Source organism: Ruegeria sp. N4 (genome assembly GCF_056531425.1).
The window spans coordinates 261,732-276,010 of the sequence record NZ_JBQFLT010000002.1 but is presented as its reverse complement, the minus strand read 5'-3'; the positions used below and the strand labels follow the sequence as shown (position 1 = coordinate 276,010).

At 61.5% G+C, this 14,279-nt stretch carries 14 protein-coding genes and 1 riboswitch; of the genes, 5 read left to right on the top strand and 9 right to left on the bottom strand.

The window, feature by feature from the left end:
- Window positions 1–30: 30 nt before the first annotated feature.
- A riboswitch (TPP riboswitch) is annotated at window positions 31–134 on the bottom strand.
- A 245-nt stretch (window positions 135–379) separates the two neighbouring features.
- Genes nadA through nadC form a run of 3 tightly spaced genes read left to right on the top strand, consistent with a single transcriptional unit; the run spans window position 380 to window position 3,851 of the window.
- Complete coding sequence (nadA, locus tag ACR0LW_RS06140) at window positions 380–1,432, top strand: quinolinate synthase NadA (protein WP_480584111.1); 1,053 nt, start codon at window positions 380–382, stop codon at window positions 1,430–1,432.
- A gap of 8 nt (window positions 1,433–1,440) precedes the next feature.
- A complete protein-coding gene (locus ACR0LW_RS06135) occupies window positions 1,441–3,006 on the top strand; it encodes an L-aspartate oxidase (RefSeq protein WP_480881924.1) in 1,566 nt (521 codons plus the stop codon).
- Window positions 3,003–3,851 carry a carboxylating nicotinate-nucleotide diphosphorylase gene (nadC, locus tag ACR0LW_RS06130; protein ID WP_480881923.1) on the top strand — a complete coding sequence of 283 codons (849 nt, stop codon included), beginning with the start codon at window positions 3,003–3,005 and terminating at the stop codon, window positions 3,849–3,851. Before ACR0LW_RS06135 ends, nadC begins: the two co-directional genes overlap by 4 nt.
- A gap of 16 nt (window positions 3,852–3,867) precedes the next feature.
- Here nadC and ACR0LW_RS06125 read toward each other — a convergent pair whose 3' ends face one another.
- From ACR0LW_RS06125 to ACR0LW_RS06105, 5 genes are read right to left on the bottom strand one after another with little or no spacing between them, the layout of a single operon-like run.
- Window positions 3,868–5,331: an aldehyde dehydrogenase gene (locus tag ACR0LW_RS06125; RefSeq protein WP_480881922.1), complete on the bottom strand. Its 1,464-nt coding sequence runs from the start codon at window positions 5,329–5,331 to the stop codon at window positions 3,868–3,870.
- 14 nt (window positions 5,332–5,345) lie between these two features.
- The gene (locus ACR0LW_RS06120) at window positions 5,346–6,383 is read right to left on the bottom strand and encodes an LLM class flavin-dependent oxidoreductase (RefSeq protein ID WP_480881921.1); all 1,038 of its coding nucleotides are present in this window, start codon (window positions 6,381–6,383) and stop codon (window positions 5,346–5,348) included.
- On the bottom strand, window positions 6,380–7,324 hold the full coding sequence (locus ACR0LW_RS06115; protein WP_480881920.1) for a flavin reductase: 945 nt from the start codon (window positions 7,322–7,324) through the stop codon (window positions 6,380–6,382). The genes ACR0LW_RS06120 and ACR0LW_RS06115 overlap by 4 nt, the downstream gene beginning before the upstream one ends.
- Window positions 7,321–8,148 carry an alpha/beta fold hydrolase gene (locus tag ACR0LW_RS06110; protein ID WP_480881919.1) on the bottom strand — a complete coding sequence of 276 codons (828 nt, stop codon included), beginning with the start codon at window positions 8,146–8,148 and terminating at the stop codon, window positions 7,321–7,323. The genes ACR0LW_RS06115 and ACR0LW_RS06110 overlap by 4 nt, the downstream gene beginning before the upstream one ends.
- Entirely contained in the window at window positions 8,120–8,722 is a 603-nt protein-coding gene (locus ACR0LW_RS06105; RefSeq protein WP_480881918.1) for an amino acid synthesis family protein, read from the bottom strand. The genes ACR0LW_RS06110 and ACR0LW_RS06105 overlap by 29 nt, the downstream gene beginning before the upstream one ends.
- A 103-nt stretch (window positions 8,723–8,825) precedes the next feature.
- On the opposite strand from ACR0LW_RS06105, the gene ACR0LW_RS06100 reads away from it, so the two are divergent.
- Both ACR0LW_RS06100 and ACR0LW_RS06095 read left to right on the top strand, forming a co-directional pair.
- Complete coding sequence (locus ACR0LW_RS06100) at window positions 8,826–9,503, top strand: GntR family transcriptional regulator (protein ID WP_480881917.1); 678 nt, start codon at window positions 8,826–8,828, stop codon at window positions 9,501–9,503.
- A complete protein-coding gene (locus ACR0LW_RS06095; protein ID WP_480881916.1) occupies window positions 9,496–9,804 on the top strand; it encodes a DUF1330 domain-containing protein in 309 nt (102 codons plus the stop codon). Before ACR0LW_RS06100 ends, ACR0LW_RS06095 begins: the two co-directional genes overlap by 8 nt.
- A gap of 78 nt (window positions 9,805–9,882) precedes the next feature.
- On the opposite strand, the gene glnT is transcribed toward ACR0LW_RS06095, so the two are convergent.
- The 4 genes from glnT to ACR0LW_RS06075 all read right to left on the bottom strand — a co-directional run bounded on the left by glnT (window position 9,883) and on the right by ACR0LW_RS06075 (window position 14,220).
- Complete coding sequence (glnT, locus tag ACR0LW_RS06090; protein ID WP_480881915.1) at window positions 9,883–11,211, bottom strand: type III glutamate--ammonia ligase; 1,329 nt, start codon at window positions 11,209–11,211, stop codon at window positions 9,883–9,885.
- Window positions 11,212–11,290: 79 nt separating this feature from the next.
- A complete protein-coding gene (locus ACR0LW_RS06085; protein ID WP_170622580.1) occupies window positions 11,291–12,628 on the bottom strand; it encodes an FMN-binding glutamate synthase family protein in 1,338 nt (445 codons plus the stop codon).
- A gap of 10 nt (window positions 12,629–12,638) precedes the next feature.
- On the bottom strand, window positions 12,639–13,322 hold the full coding sequence (locus ACR0LW_RS06080; RefSeq protein ID WP_480873351.1) for a protein GlxC: 684 nt from the start codon (window positions 13,320–13,322) through the stop codon (window positions 12,639–12,641).
- Between the two features lies 1 nt (window position 13,323).
- Window positions 13,324–14,220 (bottom strand): class II glutamine amidotransferase, encoded by an 897-nt coding sequence (locus ACR0LW_RS06075; protein WP_480881914.1) that lies wholly within the window; start codon window positions 14,218–14,220, stop codon window positions 13,324–13,326.
- Between the last annotated feature and the right edge of the window lie 59 nt (window positions 14,221–14,279).

Below are 14,279 nucleotides of genomic sequence, written 5' to 3'. Positions count from 1 at the left end.
TCATCCTCCATTGCGGCGAGAGGGCAAGGATGGATGAACCGTTACCTTTCCCTCCGCCGGTTCTAGCCGGTTCAGGTTCAACGGGTTCGCCCATGGCATCTCAGCGTTTTTGTCACGCACCCCGAGGTAAAAGCCTGACTAGGGGGGAACGGATCAAAAGACAACCAGATTCGCTGCCCGCAGGTGCCGCCTGAAAGGGCCGCGTCGGGCCGAAACCGGGCAGGAAATTTCCGATAATGCCCAAAACAAGGGCCAAAAAAACGGATTGTTTTGCGCCCGATCCGATTTTTGGGAAATTCGTCCTGTCTGAGCGCTGGTCATTCCACTGAAGACCCCATATGAGGAACGCCACGCGTTTAACAGGCAGAAAAACAGTCCCGTGTTCGACCTTCCCGCGCAGCGCGCGCATCTCTCCGAAAAATATGATCTTGCCCCCTCGCCCGAGCTTGCCGAAAGCATGAGCGATATCTACGACCGCATGTCCCGTGTGGTGTCGCCGATGGATTGGGCGATCTACGCGCCTTACGTCAAGGCGATCAACGATCTGAAGGCCAGGCGCAACGCGGTCATTCTGGGCCACAACTACATGACGCCCGAGATTTACCATGGCATTTCGGATTTCGGCGGCGACAGCCTGCAACTGGCCATCAAGGCGACCGAGGTCGAAGCGGATGTGATCGTGCAATGCGGTGTGCATTTCATGGCCGAGACGTCGAAGATTCTAAGCCCCGACAAAACCGTGCTGATGCCGGATATGGAAGCCGGATGCTCGTTGGCGGAATCCATCACCGCCGAAGGCGTCGAGGAAATGCGACGCCGCTATCCCGGTGCGCCGGTCGTGTCTTATGTGAACACAACGGCCGAGGTCAAAGCGGCCTCGGACATCTGCTGTACCTCATCGAACGCGGCGCAGATCGTTGCGGCGCAGGACAGCCATACCGTCATCATGACCCCGGATCAGTATCTGGCCCAAAACGTGGCGCGGGACGTGCCGCAGAAAAACGTGGTCTGGTGGGAAGGTTCATGCATCGTGCACGAACAATACAGCGCCAGCGATCTGCGCGACTTCCGCGAATGGAACCCAGGCACGCGTCTGATTGCCCACCCCGAATGCCCGCCGGATGTGGTGGCCGAGGCTGATTTCTCGGGCTCGACCAGCGGGATCATCAAATACGTCACGGATGAGAAGCCGGAAAAGGCGTTGCTGATCACCGAATGTTCGATGGCGTCGAATATCGCGGATTCTCTGCCCGAAGTCGATTTTGTCGGCCCCTGCAACATGTGCCCTTACATGAAGAAAATCACGCTGGAAAAGGTGCTGTTCGCGCTGGATACCATGACCGGTCAGGTCGAGGTGGATGCCGAAGTGGCGGACAAGGCCCGCCTGTCGGTGCAACGCATGATCGACCTGTCGCGCCAGTTGGGTATTTGATCGGCGATATGCAAACCGTTCAGACACCGCGTGTGGTGATCATCGGGGCCGGGCTGGCGGCGGTCTATACGGCGCTGAAACTGGCCCCCTGCCCCGTGGTGATGATCTCACCCGAACCGCTTGGATCCGGCGCAAGCTCGGCCTGGGCGCAGGGCGGTGTTGCGGCGGCGATGGCACGAACGGACAGCCCGCAGGCCCATGCCGAGGACACGATGCGCGCCGGGGCCGGGTCGGTCCTGCGCGAGGTGGCCGAGTTTGTGACCAAGGCGGCACCTGAACATATCCTTGATCTGTCCGATCTGGGCACCGGGTTCGACCGCACCGCCGATGGCGGCTTTATGCAATCGCGCGAGGCAGCGCATTCCGCCGCGCGGGTCGTCCGCGTCAAGGGCGATCAGGCCGGGGCCGAGATCATGCGCGCGCTGATTGTGGCCCTGCGCGAAACCCCGTCGATTCAAGTCATCGAAGGCGCTCTGGCGGTTGGGCTGGAAAGCGACGGCGCGCAGGTCAGCGGTGTCTATCTGACCAGCGCCGACGCGCCGGGCGCACCACAGGTTCTGCTGCGCGGGTCGGCGCATGTACTGGCGACCGGCGGCTCGGCGGGTCTTTATGCGCAAACCACCAACCCTGCGCGCATCCGGGGTCAGGGTATCGGCATGGCCGCGCGCGCCGGTGCGCGGATTGCGGATGCCGAGTTTGTCCAGTTTCACCCCACCGCCATCGACGTCGGCGAAGACCCCACCCCGCTCGCGACCGAAGCGCTGCGCGGTGAAGGGGCTGTTCTGATCGACAATGACGGGCATCGGTTCATGCCCGACATCCACCCCGATGCCGATCTGGCCCCGCGCGACACCGTTGCACGTGCCGTCTACACACAGGCGCAGACGGGCAAGCGCCCGGCGCTGGACACCCGCGCGGCGATTGGCGCACAGATCGCGGACCATTTCCCGGCAGTGACCGAGGCCTGTCTGCATCACGGTCTCGACCCGGTGCGCGATCCGATCCCGGTGACCGCCTCGGCGCATTATCATATGGGCGGCATCGAAACCGATCTGGCAGGCCGTAGTTCGCTGAACGGGCTTTGGGCCTGTGGCGAGGCGGCCTCGACCGGGTTGCACGGCGCGAACCGGCTGGCATCGAACGGATTGCTTGAGGCGCTGGTGTTTGCCCGCGCCTGCGCACAGGACATTGCAACCGTTGTGTCCGGGCAGCATGCACCAAAGGTCGTTGTTACGCTAACCCCCGACGCCGCAACCGAACAAACTCCGGATCTGGCTGCCCTGCGCCATGCCATGACCCAGCATGTGGGCGTTGTCCGCGATCAGGCCGGTCTGCATCGCGCCCTGACCGAAATCGCGGCGCTTGAGGCCCGGCATCCGGGCTCTGACGTGTTTCTGAACATGACCGCCACCGCCACGTTGATCGCCGCCGCCGCGCTTTTGCGCGAGGAAAGCCGTGGCGCGCATTACCGCTCTGATTTTCCTGACCTTATCCCCGGCCCCGGCCAACGCTCGGCCCTGACGCTGAACGAGGCGCTGACCCTGCGGGACCGCATTGCAAAGGACGCAGCATGACCCATCCGGCCTTGCCCGACATGATCCTTGAACCCCTGGTGCGCTCAGCACTGATGGAGGATTTGGGTGCCTATGGCGACATCACCACCCAGACCGTAATCCCGTCGGATACGACCTATGCGGCCCGCTTGAACGCGCGCGAGGATGCCGTGGTCTCGGGGATGCAGGTCGCCGCACTGGCGTTCCGTCTGATTGATCCATCACTGGAAATCTCGACACATATCGCGGATGGCCAACGCTGCGCCAAGGGCGACACGCTGATGGAGATCACGGGCAAGGCATCCTCGATCCTGTCGGCTGAGCGCGTGGCACTGAACTTTGCCGGGCGGCTGTGCGGCGTGGCAACGTCCACAGCGGCTTTGGTCGCCGAAACCAAGGGCACCCGCGCGCGCATCACCTGCACGCGAAAGACCACGCCCGGCCTGCGCATCGTCGAAAAACAGGCCGTTTTGCATGGCGGTGGGTTCAATCACCGGTTCTCGCTATCGGATGCGATCCTGATCAAGGACAACCACATCGCGGCGGCAGGCGGCGTGCGCGCGGTGCTTGAGGCGACACAGGCCCGCGCTTCGCACATGATGAAGGTCGAGATCGAGGTGGATACGCTGGATCAACTAGCCCAAGTGCTTGAGGTTGGCGGTGCCGATGTTGTGCTGCTGGACAACATGTCGCCCGAAACCTTGGCCGAGGCAGTCGCGCTGGTGAACGGTCGGTTGGTCACCGAAGCCTCGGGCAATGTCACACAAGAGACTGTGGCTGCCATTGCCGCGACCGGCGTGGATTTCATTTCATCTGGCGCGCTGACCCATTCCTATCAGACTGTCGATCTGGGTCTGGACTTCTAAACCTGATCCGCCGCGCTTAGCGCATGACAAACGGATCCGGGATCGGGTCATCGCTGGTGCGCAGCCAGACCGATTTGATCTTGGTGTAATCCAGCGCCGCTTGCAGACCCCCTTCGCGCCCGTGGCCCGACAGACCGTGGCCCCCAAACGGCGCGATCGGGCTGACGGCGCGGTAGGTGTTCACCCAGACAATCCCCGCACGGATGGCACGGATCATGCGATGCGCCCGCGTCAGGTTCTGCGTGAACAGGCCCGAGGCCAAACCGAATTGGGTATTGTTGGCGATGGCGATGGCCTCGGCTTCGGTCTCGAACGAAACGACCGACAGGACCGGACCGAAAAACTCGTTGGTCAGGCTGTCGGCGTCCGGCACGTCGGAACAATCCAGAATGGTCGGAGGAAAGAAAAATCCGTCGCGGTCAATCGGCTGCCCGCCGGTCACCAGCTTGGCCCCTTGCGCCACAGACCGCTGGATCAGGTCGACCGCATTGTCCCGCTGACGCAGCGTGCACAGCGGCCCGACCTCGGTCGCCATGTCGTCGGGGGCACCGATCACGACCGCCTCGGCCTTGTCCTTGAGGCGAGCGAGGAATTCCTCCTTGATCGAGGCCTGCACCACCAGCCGCGACCCGGCGACACAGCTTTGCCCCGTCGCCGCGAATATCCCCGACACCTGTGCATTCACGGCGCTTTCGATATCGGCATCCTCGAACACGATGAACGGGGATTTGCCGCCAAGTTCCAGCGAGGTTGAAGCCAGATTCTCAGCCGAATTGCGCACAATATGGCGCGCGGTCTCCGGCCCGCCGGTAAAGGCGACATGGGCCACTTTAGGATGGCCGGTCAGCGTTGCCCCTACCACCGGTCCACCGGTGATGACGTTCAGAACACCCTTGGGGAATCCGGCCTGATCGAAGATGCGGGCAAATTCCAGCATCGGCGCGGGCCCCTCTTCGGATGCCTTCAGCACCACGGTACAGCCCGCCGCCAAGGCGGGGCCGATCTTGACCGCCGACAGGAATAGTTGCGAGTTCCAGGGCACCACAGCGGCCACAACGCCGATGGGTTCGCGGCGCAGCCAGACCTCCATATCCGGCTTGTCGATGGGCAAATGAGCGCCTTCGATCTTGTCAGCCAGCCCGGCGTAATACCGATAATAATCAGCGACATAGGCGATCTGGGCCGAGGTTTCGCGGATGATCTTGCCGGTATCGCGGGTCTCAAGCTCGGCCAGACGTGGGGCATTTTCCGCAATCAGATCCGCCAGCCGGGCCAGCAACTTGCCACGGGCTGTGGCCGTCATCCCGGCCCATTCAGGCGCAAAAAACGCACGATCCGCGGCCTCAACAGCTTGATTGACATCATCCGCATTGGCCTCGGGCATTTTTGCCCAAACCTTTCCGGTGGCCGGGTCCAGACTGTCGAACTGTGTCGCCCCATCCGAAAAAGCGCCATCGATATACTGTTGAAACTGCTGCATCTTATGGCACCCCTTTATTGAAACGCCGGCATGACGTCTTTGATAAACCGCTCAAGCGAGGCTTTCTTGCGCTCGAACGGCATGCTGGAGTCGATCCAGAAGGAATACTCATCATAGCCAAGCGCCTGATAGCGGCGCAGCCGGTCGATGACGGTGTCGACTGTGCCAATGACCAGATCACGCTCCATGTTTTCCGGGGTATAGAAGGGATGCGCGGCAATCTCATCTTCGCTCAGCGGGTCGATCAGGCCCTGCGAGATATCGCGCTTGTTCATGAACCAGGCCCCGAAATAGTTGTAGAACCGGTTCAGCTCGACCGCCGCCTGTTTCACGTCCGCGTCGTCCGAGGCCACATAGGTGTGCATCAACAACATGATTTTGGGTCGTGCTACATCAGGAAACTTGGCGCAGGCGTCGTTGAACTTGACCATAAGGCTTTCAACCTCATCATCGCCGTTCCAAAGCGGCGTCACCTGCACGTTGCACCCATGCGATACAGCATATTCGTGGCTGTTGGGATCGCGCGCCGCGACCCAGATGGGCGGGCCATCTTTCTGAACCGGCTGCGGGGCCGAAGTGGTCTTGGGAAACTGGTGAAACTCTCCCTCATGCGCATAGTCGCCCAGCCACAGCTTTTGCACCGCAGGGATCAGTTCGCGCATCCGCTGGCCGGCTTCCCAGGCGTCCATGCCGGGCATCAGACGTTCGTATTCAAAGCTATAGGCCCCGCGTGCGATACCCAGATCAAGACGGCCCTCGGTGATGATATCGGTCATCGCGGCCTCACCGGCCAGACGGATCGGGTGCCAGAACGGTGCAATCACGGTGCCGGTGCCCAGACGCACATTTTTGGTATGGCGCGCCACGTCGATCAGGTTCAGGAACGGGTTTGGGGCGATGGTGAAATTCATCCCGTGATGCTCGCCCGTCCAGACCGCGTGCATCCCGCCCTCATCGGCGATTTTGCACAGTTGGATGAACTCGTCATACAGCTGCTTCTGGTCCTGATCCGCCGAGATCCGCTCCATATGCGCAAAGAGTGAGAATTTCATGTCCGCTTAACTCCCCCGGTGAGAGGCTTGACCCGCCCGCTCACCTCATTGCCGTAATACACCCCGAAATTCCCGATCTGACTTTCCGCCGCGAACCGTTCCAACATGGTGCAGAGCGCCGGGTCCGACACATCCATCAATGTGGACGGGCTAACTTCCGTGAAAACCCCGTTCACCGGTTCACCGCCGTCGGCCTGACACAGGAACGAGATATGCTGCTGCTGGCGCGCGTCGTCCTGAAAGACGGAATAGATAAAGCCGGGCTCGGCATTCACACCGCTGTCGGCGATCAAGCGGGTAAGAGCCGCGTTTGCGCCGCCCGAGACATCGTCGGTATTTGGAATGGTCAAATAGCCGTTGCCATCGTCCTGCAGCAGGATCTTCCCGTCGCGCTCGATCAGGGCCGACACCACCATGTCCGAGCGTTTGCTGAGCGCCCTCGCCTCGGCCGCCGGTGTGACATAGGCCCCGCGCGCGTATCCCAAGCCCGGCGCGATATCCTGATCAAAGGCTTTGACCCGACCAATCAGGATCAGATGATCGCCCGCTTCAACGGTTCTGTGCATGGCGCAATCGAACCACGCCGAGACACCCCCCAGAATGGGCGAGCCATGCGGGCCGGGTTCCCAGTCGACACTCGCAAACCGATCCTCGACCGGGCGGGCAAAGGTATTGGACAGCGCGATCTGTGCCTCGGACAGGATGTTGATCGCGAATTTCGATGTATTGGCGAAGGTTTCATAGTTGCTGGAGGTGTTGGCCAGACAGACAAGAACCAAAGGCGGATCAAGCGAGACCGAGGTGAAGGAATTCGCGGTAAAGCCCAACGGGTTGCCCGCATCGTCATGGGCCGTCACAACGGTCACGCCGGTCATGAAGGTGCCAAAGGCATTGCGCAGGGCGCGCGGGTTGTTCAGCGTGTTCGGGTCAAATTCAATCATGTCAGTTCACCCTGTTCAGATGGCATGTGCAACCAGTCCGTCAGCGCAGCGTTCACCACGTCTGGCGCGGTCAGGTTTACCATATGTCTGTGGTTTTCGATGATAACAGCGCGCCCGTATGGTGCCGCCTCTGCCATCGCTTGCGACATTGCGGGGGTCGAGTTGGGATCGTCCTGCCCGGTCAGCGCCAGCAACGGGCATTTGATCCCGCCGAACCCGTCAGCATACAGCGCATCACCCCGCGCAAACGCGCCATAGGCGGTCGCGTAGCCGTCAATATCCACCTCCGACAGCCATTGCGCCACGTGGCCCCGCGCGGCGCGGTCGGTCGGTGTGTCCCCGAACCAGCGGCGCAGGGGCGTGTCCAGATCGAAGGACCCGGTTCCGATCAGTTCGGCCCGTTCGATCACGGACTTGCTGGCTTTGGCGTCGCGGCAGAACACACCGTTCAGCAAGGCCACGCGGGCCACCCGGTCCGGGTGACACACGGCAAACCCGCCTGCAATCAGGGCCCCCATGGAATGCCCGGCCAAACTGACCCGTTCGACCCCCAGCGCATCCAGAACGGCCAGCAACCAGTCCAGAAACACCGGCAGGTCCGCGCCAGAATGGATACTGTCACTGCCCCCATGCCCCGGCATATCCAGCGCGATCACGTGATGCGTTTCCGACAACGCCTCGATCTGCGGACCCCAGGCTGCCGATTGCATTCCAACCCCGTGGATCAGAACCACAGGAGGGGCCTTCCCGGCATGGGACAGGCCTGCCTCGCGACAGGCAACCTGCCCGAAGGGCTCAGACAGCTGCAGGGTTGTCGACGTCATGGCCCAGTTCCCTGAGGTCCTGATAGCGGTCGCCAATTCGGTGATGCGGACGGCCCCCGATGGATGCCCCCAGCGCAATCATGATCTCATCCGGCGCAGGCGCGTCCGCCACTTGCAACTGAATGGTCAGATAATGGCTGCGTCGGCCGCCATCGTTCTTGTCCATCAGCGGGATCTGCATCGACGCATTTGCCGGGCCGCGCGTGTTGGTGAAGGCCAGATAGGATTTGGCCCCGACCGCCTCGCGGTAGAAATTGCCAAACCGCAGCGTGTGGATCAGGGCCGAGCCATGTTCGACCTCACCATTCACACCGACAATGGCGGCTTTGCCATACGCTTCGACCATGTCGCCCCCGCCTGCGGCCTGCAGCACCATATCGGTCAGCATTTTTCCCAGACCCGGCGCGCAATTGTGGATTTCGGGCTTCAGGTCCTCAACAAAACCGCGCCCGGCCCATGGGTTCCGGATCACCGCAACAGCCGCAATCATCCTCAACGGCGTCTCGGCGACCTTTCCCCCTTCGATCAGCGTGTTTTCCACATGCAACAGGGTTTTTCGGATTTCGGCGGGCATGGTTCTGCTCCTTACGATTCGGTGCAGGACTATTTGGTATACCATCATACCATCTGTCAATCATACCTTGCGAGTGATCTTCCAAGCCGATAGGTATCTGGCCATGACGGAACCCAAACTGACCAAGATTGATCATCCCCCCGCGACCCTGCGCGATATGGTGCAGGAACGGATGCGCGAGGCGATCATCGAAGGCACGTTCGAACCCGGAGAGCGGCTGGTCGAACGCCCGCTTTGCGATCAATTGGGCGTCAGCCGAACCGTGATCCGCGAAACCATTCGCTATCTCGAAGCCGAAGGTCTGGTAGACATCCTGCCCGGACGCGGACCTATCGTTGCTGTCATGTCGTGGGAGGATGCGCGCCAGATCTACGATATTCGCCGCATGCTCGAAACTGCCGCCGCGGAAAACTGTGCGCGCAATATCACGCCCGAACGCGCAGGCGCGCTGCGACAGGCGCTGGACCATCTCAGACGCGGGTTTGAGAACAAGACACCGGGTGCCCTGTTCCGCGCCACGGCGGATTTCTATTCCGAGATTTTCGATGGCGCGGGCCACTACATCGCCTGGGATATCGTTCAGCGCCTGAATGGCCGGATCAGCAGGCTGCGCATGATGACCCTGTCCTCGGACGATCGGGATCAGCCCGGCCTGACCCATATGGAACAGATCTGCGACGCCATTACCTCGGGTGACCCGGTCGCCGCCCGCGCAGCGGTCGAGCGGCATCTGGACGACACCACCAAAATCGCCGAACGGCTGTTTGCATCAGATGAATGAAACCAAGTTGAGTGAAAAACCCAAAGCCTATTGGATCGCCAACGTCACCGTAACCGACCCCGAGGCCTATAAGGGCTATCAGGATATCGCCCCAGCGGCCTTTCAGAAATTCGGCGCGCGGTTCCTGGCCCGGGGCGAGGCCGAAACGCTGGAAGGCCAGCCATGGCAACGCCGAGTGATCATCGAGTTCGACAGTATCGAGGACGCCCGCGCCTGCTATGCCTCTGACGAATACCGCGCAGCACGAGAAAGGCGCCGGGATGCATGTCAGGCGGATATTGCGCTGATCGAAGGCGTCTGAGGCGCGCGCTCCGTCATGCTGCAAGGCCGGACTGCGAAACACTCCGGCCTTTCCCTGTTTCAAAAAGGGCGATGAATCTCAGATATCCAGCGTGTGCTCTTTTTCCCAGCGCGAGAAATGGCTGACGAAAGAGTTCCACTCCTGATGTTTCATCTTCAGAAACGCGGCAGAGAATTCTTCGCCCATCGCAGCTTTCAGCTCGGTATCCTTGTCGTAGTCGCGCAGCGCGTCCAGCATGTTCAGCGGCAGTTTGGGTGCGTCGGTCACCGTATGGCCCTCGGCATACATGTCGATGTCATAGCGCCGTCCCGGGTCGGCCTTTGAGCGTATACCAGACAGACCAGCCGCGATGATCACGGCCTGCAGCAGATAGGGGTTTGTCGCGCCATCGGCCAGTCGCAGCTCGAACCGGCCGGGTCCGGGGACGCGGACCATGTGGGTGCGGTTGTTGCCCGTCCAGGTCACGGTATTCGGCGCCCAGGTCGCGCCCGACATGGTGCGCGGGGCGTTGATGCGTTTGTAGGAATTCACCGTCGGGTTGGTGATCGCCGCCAGCGCGCTGGCGTGCTTCATGATGCCGCCGAGGAAGTGCTTGCCCTTCTCGCTCAGACCGACCTCACCGGTCGGACCGTCACCCTCACCGGCAAATACGTTGGTCTTTGCATCCGCGCCCGGCGCATCCCAGACCGAGATATGGGCATGGCAGCCATTGCCCGTCAGCCCCTCGACCGGTTTGGGCATGAAGGTGGCACGGAAGCCGTGCTTTTCCGCCACCGACTTGGTCATGAACTTGAAGAAGGAATGCTTGTCGGCGGTGCGCAGGGCATCGTCAAATTCCCAGTTCATTTCGAACTGGCCATTGGCATCCTCGTGGTCGTTCTGATACGGGCACCAACCCAGTTCCAGCATGTAGTCGCAGATCTCGCGCACCACGTCATAGCGGCGCATCACCGCCTGCTGGTCGTAGCAAGGCTTTTCGGCCGTATCGAACGGATCGCTGATCTGTTCGCCATCGGGCGTCAACAGGAAGAACTCGGCCTCGATCCCGGTCTTGACATGCATGCCCATGTCGGCGGCCTCTTCGATCAGGCGGCGCAGCACGTTGCGCGGGGCCTGGGCGACGTCCTCACCCTCCATCACGCAGTTGCCAGCGACCCACGCGACCTCGGGCTTCCAGGGCAGTTGGATCACGGAGGACGGATCGGGCACCGCCAGCATGTCGGGATGCGCCGGGGTCATGTCCAGCCAGGTGGCAAACCCGGCAAAACCTGCGCCCTCTTCCTGCATATCCGCAATAGCCTGCGCGGGGACCAGCTTGGCCCGTTGCCCACCGAACAGATCGGTGAACGAAATCATGAAATATTTGACGCCTTTTTCCTTGGCGAAAGCTGCCAGATCTGTCGTCATGGTCGGCCTTCCTTTCCCTGTTGGTTCAAAAGAAGAAAGGCGCCGCCCGTTTGGGCCGCGCCTTCGTTTCGCTTGCAGTTCAGAACCCGGCCTTGCCGGGATACCAGTCGGTACCCGCCAATGGGACGCGCGCCATGGCGGCGGCCTCCATCGTCAGGGCGCACAGATCCTCGGGTTCCAGATTGTGCAGGTGATTGTGGCCACAGGCGCGCGCGATAGTCTGCGCCTCAAGGGTCATCACCTTCAAATAATTGCGCAACCGGCGGCCCGCTTCGACCGGGTCCAGCCGCGCGGCCAGATCCGGGTCCTGCGTGGTGATACCCGCAGGGTCCTGCCCTTCGTGCCAGTCATCATAAGCCCCGGTGGTGGTGCCCAGCTTTTGGTACTCGGATTCCCATTTCGGGTCGTTGTCGCCCAAGGCGATCAAAGCCGCAGTCCCGATAGCCACCGCATCTGCGCCCAATGCCATCGCCTTGGCCACATCAGCGCCGGTGCGGATACCGCCCGAAATCACCAGTTGCACCTCGCGGTGCACACCCAGATCCTGCAGCGCCTGCACGGCAGGGCGGATACACGACAGCGTCGGCAGACCGACATGCTCGATGAACACATCCTGCGTTGCGGCGGTGCCGCCCTGCATCCCGTCCATCACCACCACATCGGCCCCGGCCTTGACCGCCAGCGCAGTGTCGTAATAGGGCCGGGTCGCGCCAACCTTGACGTAGATCGGAACCTGCCAGCCGGTAATCTCGCGCAGTTCGAGGATCTTGATCTCCAGATCATCCGGCCCGGTCCAGTCCGGGTGACGGCAGGCCGAGCGCTGGTCGATGCCTTTCGGCAGGGTGCGCATCTCGGCCACGCGGTCGCTGATCTTTTGACCCAGCAACATGCCGCCGCCACCGGGTTTTGCGCCCTGACCGACCACGATTTCGATCGCGTCGGCCTTGCGCAGGTCATTGGGGTTCATGCCATAGCGTGAGGGCAGGTACTGATAGACCAGCTTGGACGAATGGCCGCGTTCCTCGGGTGTCATGCCGCCATCACCCGTGGTGGTCGACGTACCCGCCGCGGAAGCGCCGCGGCCCAAAGCCTCTTTTGCCGGGCCGGACAAGGCCCCAAAGCTCATGCCCGCAATGGTGATCGGGATGTCCAGTTGAATCGGGTTCTTGGCAAAGCGCGTGCCCAGCGTGACCGAGGTGTCGCAGCGTTCGCGGTAGCCTTCCAGCGGGTAGCGCGACACCGAGGCACCCAGAAACAGCAGGTCGTCAAAATGGGGCACCTTGCGTTTGGCACCGCCACCGCGAATGTCATAGATGCCGGTCGCCGCCGCCCGCCGGATTTCGGCATTGATGGGGTTGGTGAAGGTCGCCGACTGGATCGGCATGGTGCGGGGGATGGCGTGATCTGTGTCTTTCATACCCATATCCTCAGTAAGCAGCCGCGTTGTCGACATCGAAATTATAAAGCTGACGGGCCGAGCCGTACCGCTTGAACTCTTCCGGTTTGGCGTCCGCTCCGGCGCGGTCCAGCAGATCGGCCAACAATTCAAGGTGCTCGGGCCGCATCTCTTTCTCGATGCAATCCGCCCCAAGGCTTTTGACCGAGCCGCGCACAAACAACCGCGCCTCGTACAGCGAGTCGCCAAGCGCATCGCCCGCATCGCCGCAGACAACCAGATTGCCATCCTGCGCCATGAAGGCCGACATATGACCGATATTGCCATGCACGACGATATCGATCCCCTTCATCGAGATCCCGCAGCGCGAGCTGGCATTGCCCTTGATCACCAGCAAACCACCATGCCCAGTGGCCCCGGCATATTGGCTGGCATCACCATCGACAATCACGGTGCCCGACATCATGTTCTCGGCCACGCCTGGACCAACCGAGCCTTCGACTTTGATGGTCGCCTGCTGGTTCATCCCTGCACAATAATAGCCGGTGGACCCTTTGACCGTCACCTCGATGGGCGCGTCCAACCCCACGGCAATGGCGTGGCTGCCCTTGGGGTTCCGCACTTCCCAACTGGTCTGGTTGGTGTCGGCGCTTTGGGCCTGAAGGGTCGAATTCAAACCGCGCAGGCCGTTTTCTGCAACATCGTAAGTCTGCATCTCAGTGGCTCCAGAAATAGACGGTTGCGGGTTCGGGTTCCCAGACCCTGGCGTCTTCGATGCCCGGCAAGTTGACCAAAGCGCGGTATTCGCTGCCGAAGGCCACATATTGATCGGTCTCGGCCATCACCGCCGGTTTGCAGGCGATGGGGTCGCGCACCACGCCGAACCCGTCCTTGGTACCGACGACAAAGGTAAAGAACCCATCGAGATCTTCCAGACTGCTTTCCAGCGCCTCACCCAAGGTGGCCCCGTTCTGCATCTTCCAGGTCAGATAGGCCGCGCCAACTTCAGTATCATTCATCGACTCCACCCGCACGCCCTCACGCTTGAGCTTGCGTCGCAACGCGTTGTGGTTCGAAAGCGAGCCGTTATGCACCAGGCACTGATCCGAGCCGGTGTTGAAAGGGTGCGCGCCTTCGGTGGTCACAGCGGATTCGGTGGCCATCCGCGTGTGTCCGATGCCGTGGCTGCCGCCCATGGTCGACAGGTTGAACCGGTCGGCCACATCTCGTGGCAGGCCAACTTCCTTGTAAATCTCAATCGCCGCGCCGTCCGACATCACGCGCAGACCGGGGCGCAGTTCGCGCACGGCCTGACGGGCCTGTTCGACCTTGGCACCGTCCATCTGCAGCACCGCATGCGTGTCGTTGGCCTGCAAGGAAACCTGCGCGCCAATCGCCTCGCCCAGATCGGCGGCCAGCGTTGCAAAGTCTTCATCCGGCGCATCCGATTGCACCGTCAGCTTTGCTGTCCCATCGGACTCGGCGCCATAAATCGCAATCCCAGCGCTGTCCGGTCCCCGGTCCGTCATCGTGATCAGCATATCCGTCAGCATCGAGCCCAGTTCAGGCTCCAAACTCTTGTCCTTGAGAAACAGACCGACAATTCCACACATCCGCTTTGGTCCTCTGAAATTTCGTCGAATCTGACGCTAGCAGGCCGAAGTGTGAAAAA

Bases quoted from the DNA above. Each gene is read 5' to 3' on its own strand.
- ACR0LW_RS06135 (WP_480881924.1), top strand. From the start codon at position 1,441: ATGCAAACCGTTCAGACACCGCGTGTGGTGATCATCGGGGCCGGGCTG.
- nadC (WP_480881923.1), top strand. From the start codon at position 3,003: ATGACCCATCCGGCCTTGCCCGACATGATCCTTGAACCCCTGGTGCGC.
- ACR0LW_RS06125 (WP_480881922.1), bottom strand. From the start codon at position 5,331: ATGCAGCAGTTTCAACAGTATATCGATGGCGCTTTTTCGGATGGGGCG.
- ACR0LW_RS06120 (WP_480881921.1), bottom strand. From the start codon at position 6,383: ATGAAATTCTCACTCTTTGCGCATATGGAGCGGATCTCGGCGGATCAG.
- ACR0LW_RS06115 (WP_480881920.1), bottom strand. From the start codon at position 7,324: ATGATTGAATTTGACCCGAACACGCTGAACAACCCGCGCGCCCTGCGC.
- ACR0LW_RS06110 (WP_480881919.1), bottom strand. From the start codon at position 8,148: ATGACGTCGACAACCCTGCAGCTGTCTGAGCCCTTCGGGCAGGTTGCC.
- ACR0LW_RS06105 (WP_480881918.1), bottom strand. From the start codon at position 8,722: ATGCCCGCCGAAATCCGAAAAACCCTGTTGCATGTGGAAAACACGCTG.
- ACR0LW_RS06100 (WP_480881917.1), top strand. From the start codon at position 8,826: ATGACGGAACCCAAACTGACCAAGATTGATCATCCCCCCGCGACCCTG.
- ACR0LW_RS06095 (WP_480881916.1), top strand. From the start codon at position 9,496: ATGAATGAAACCAAGTTGAGTGAAAAACCCAAAGCCTATTGGATCGCC.
- glnT (WP_480881915.1), bottom strand. From the start codon at position 11,211: ATGACGACAGATCTGGCAGCTTTCGCCAAGGAAAAAGGCGTCAAATAT.
- ACR0LW_RS06085 (WP_170622580.1), bottom strand. From the start codon at position 12,628: ATGAAAGACACAGATCACGCCATCCCCCGCACCATGCCGATCCAGTCG.
- ACR0LW_RS06080 (WP_480873351.1), bottom strand. From the start codon at position 13,322: ATGCAGACTTACGATGTTGCAGAAAACGGCCTGCGCGGTTTGAATTCG.
- ACR0LW_RS06075 (WP_480881914.1), bottom strand. From the start codon at position 14,220: ATGTGTGGAATTGTCGGTCTGTTTCTCAAGGACAAGAGTTTGGAGCCT.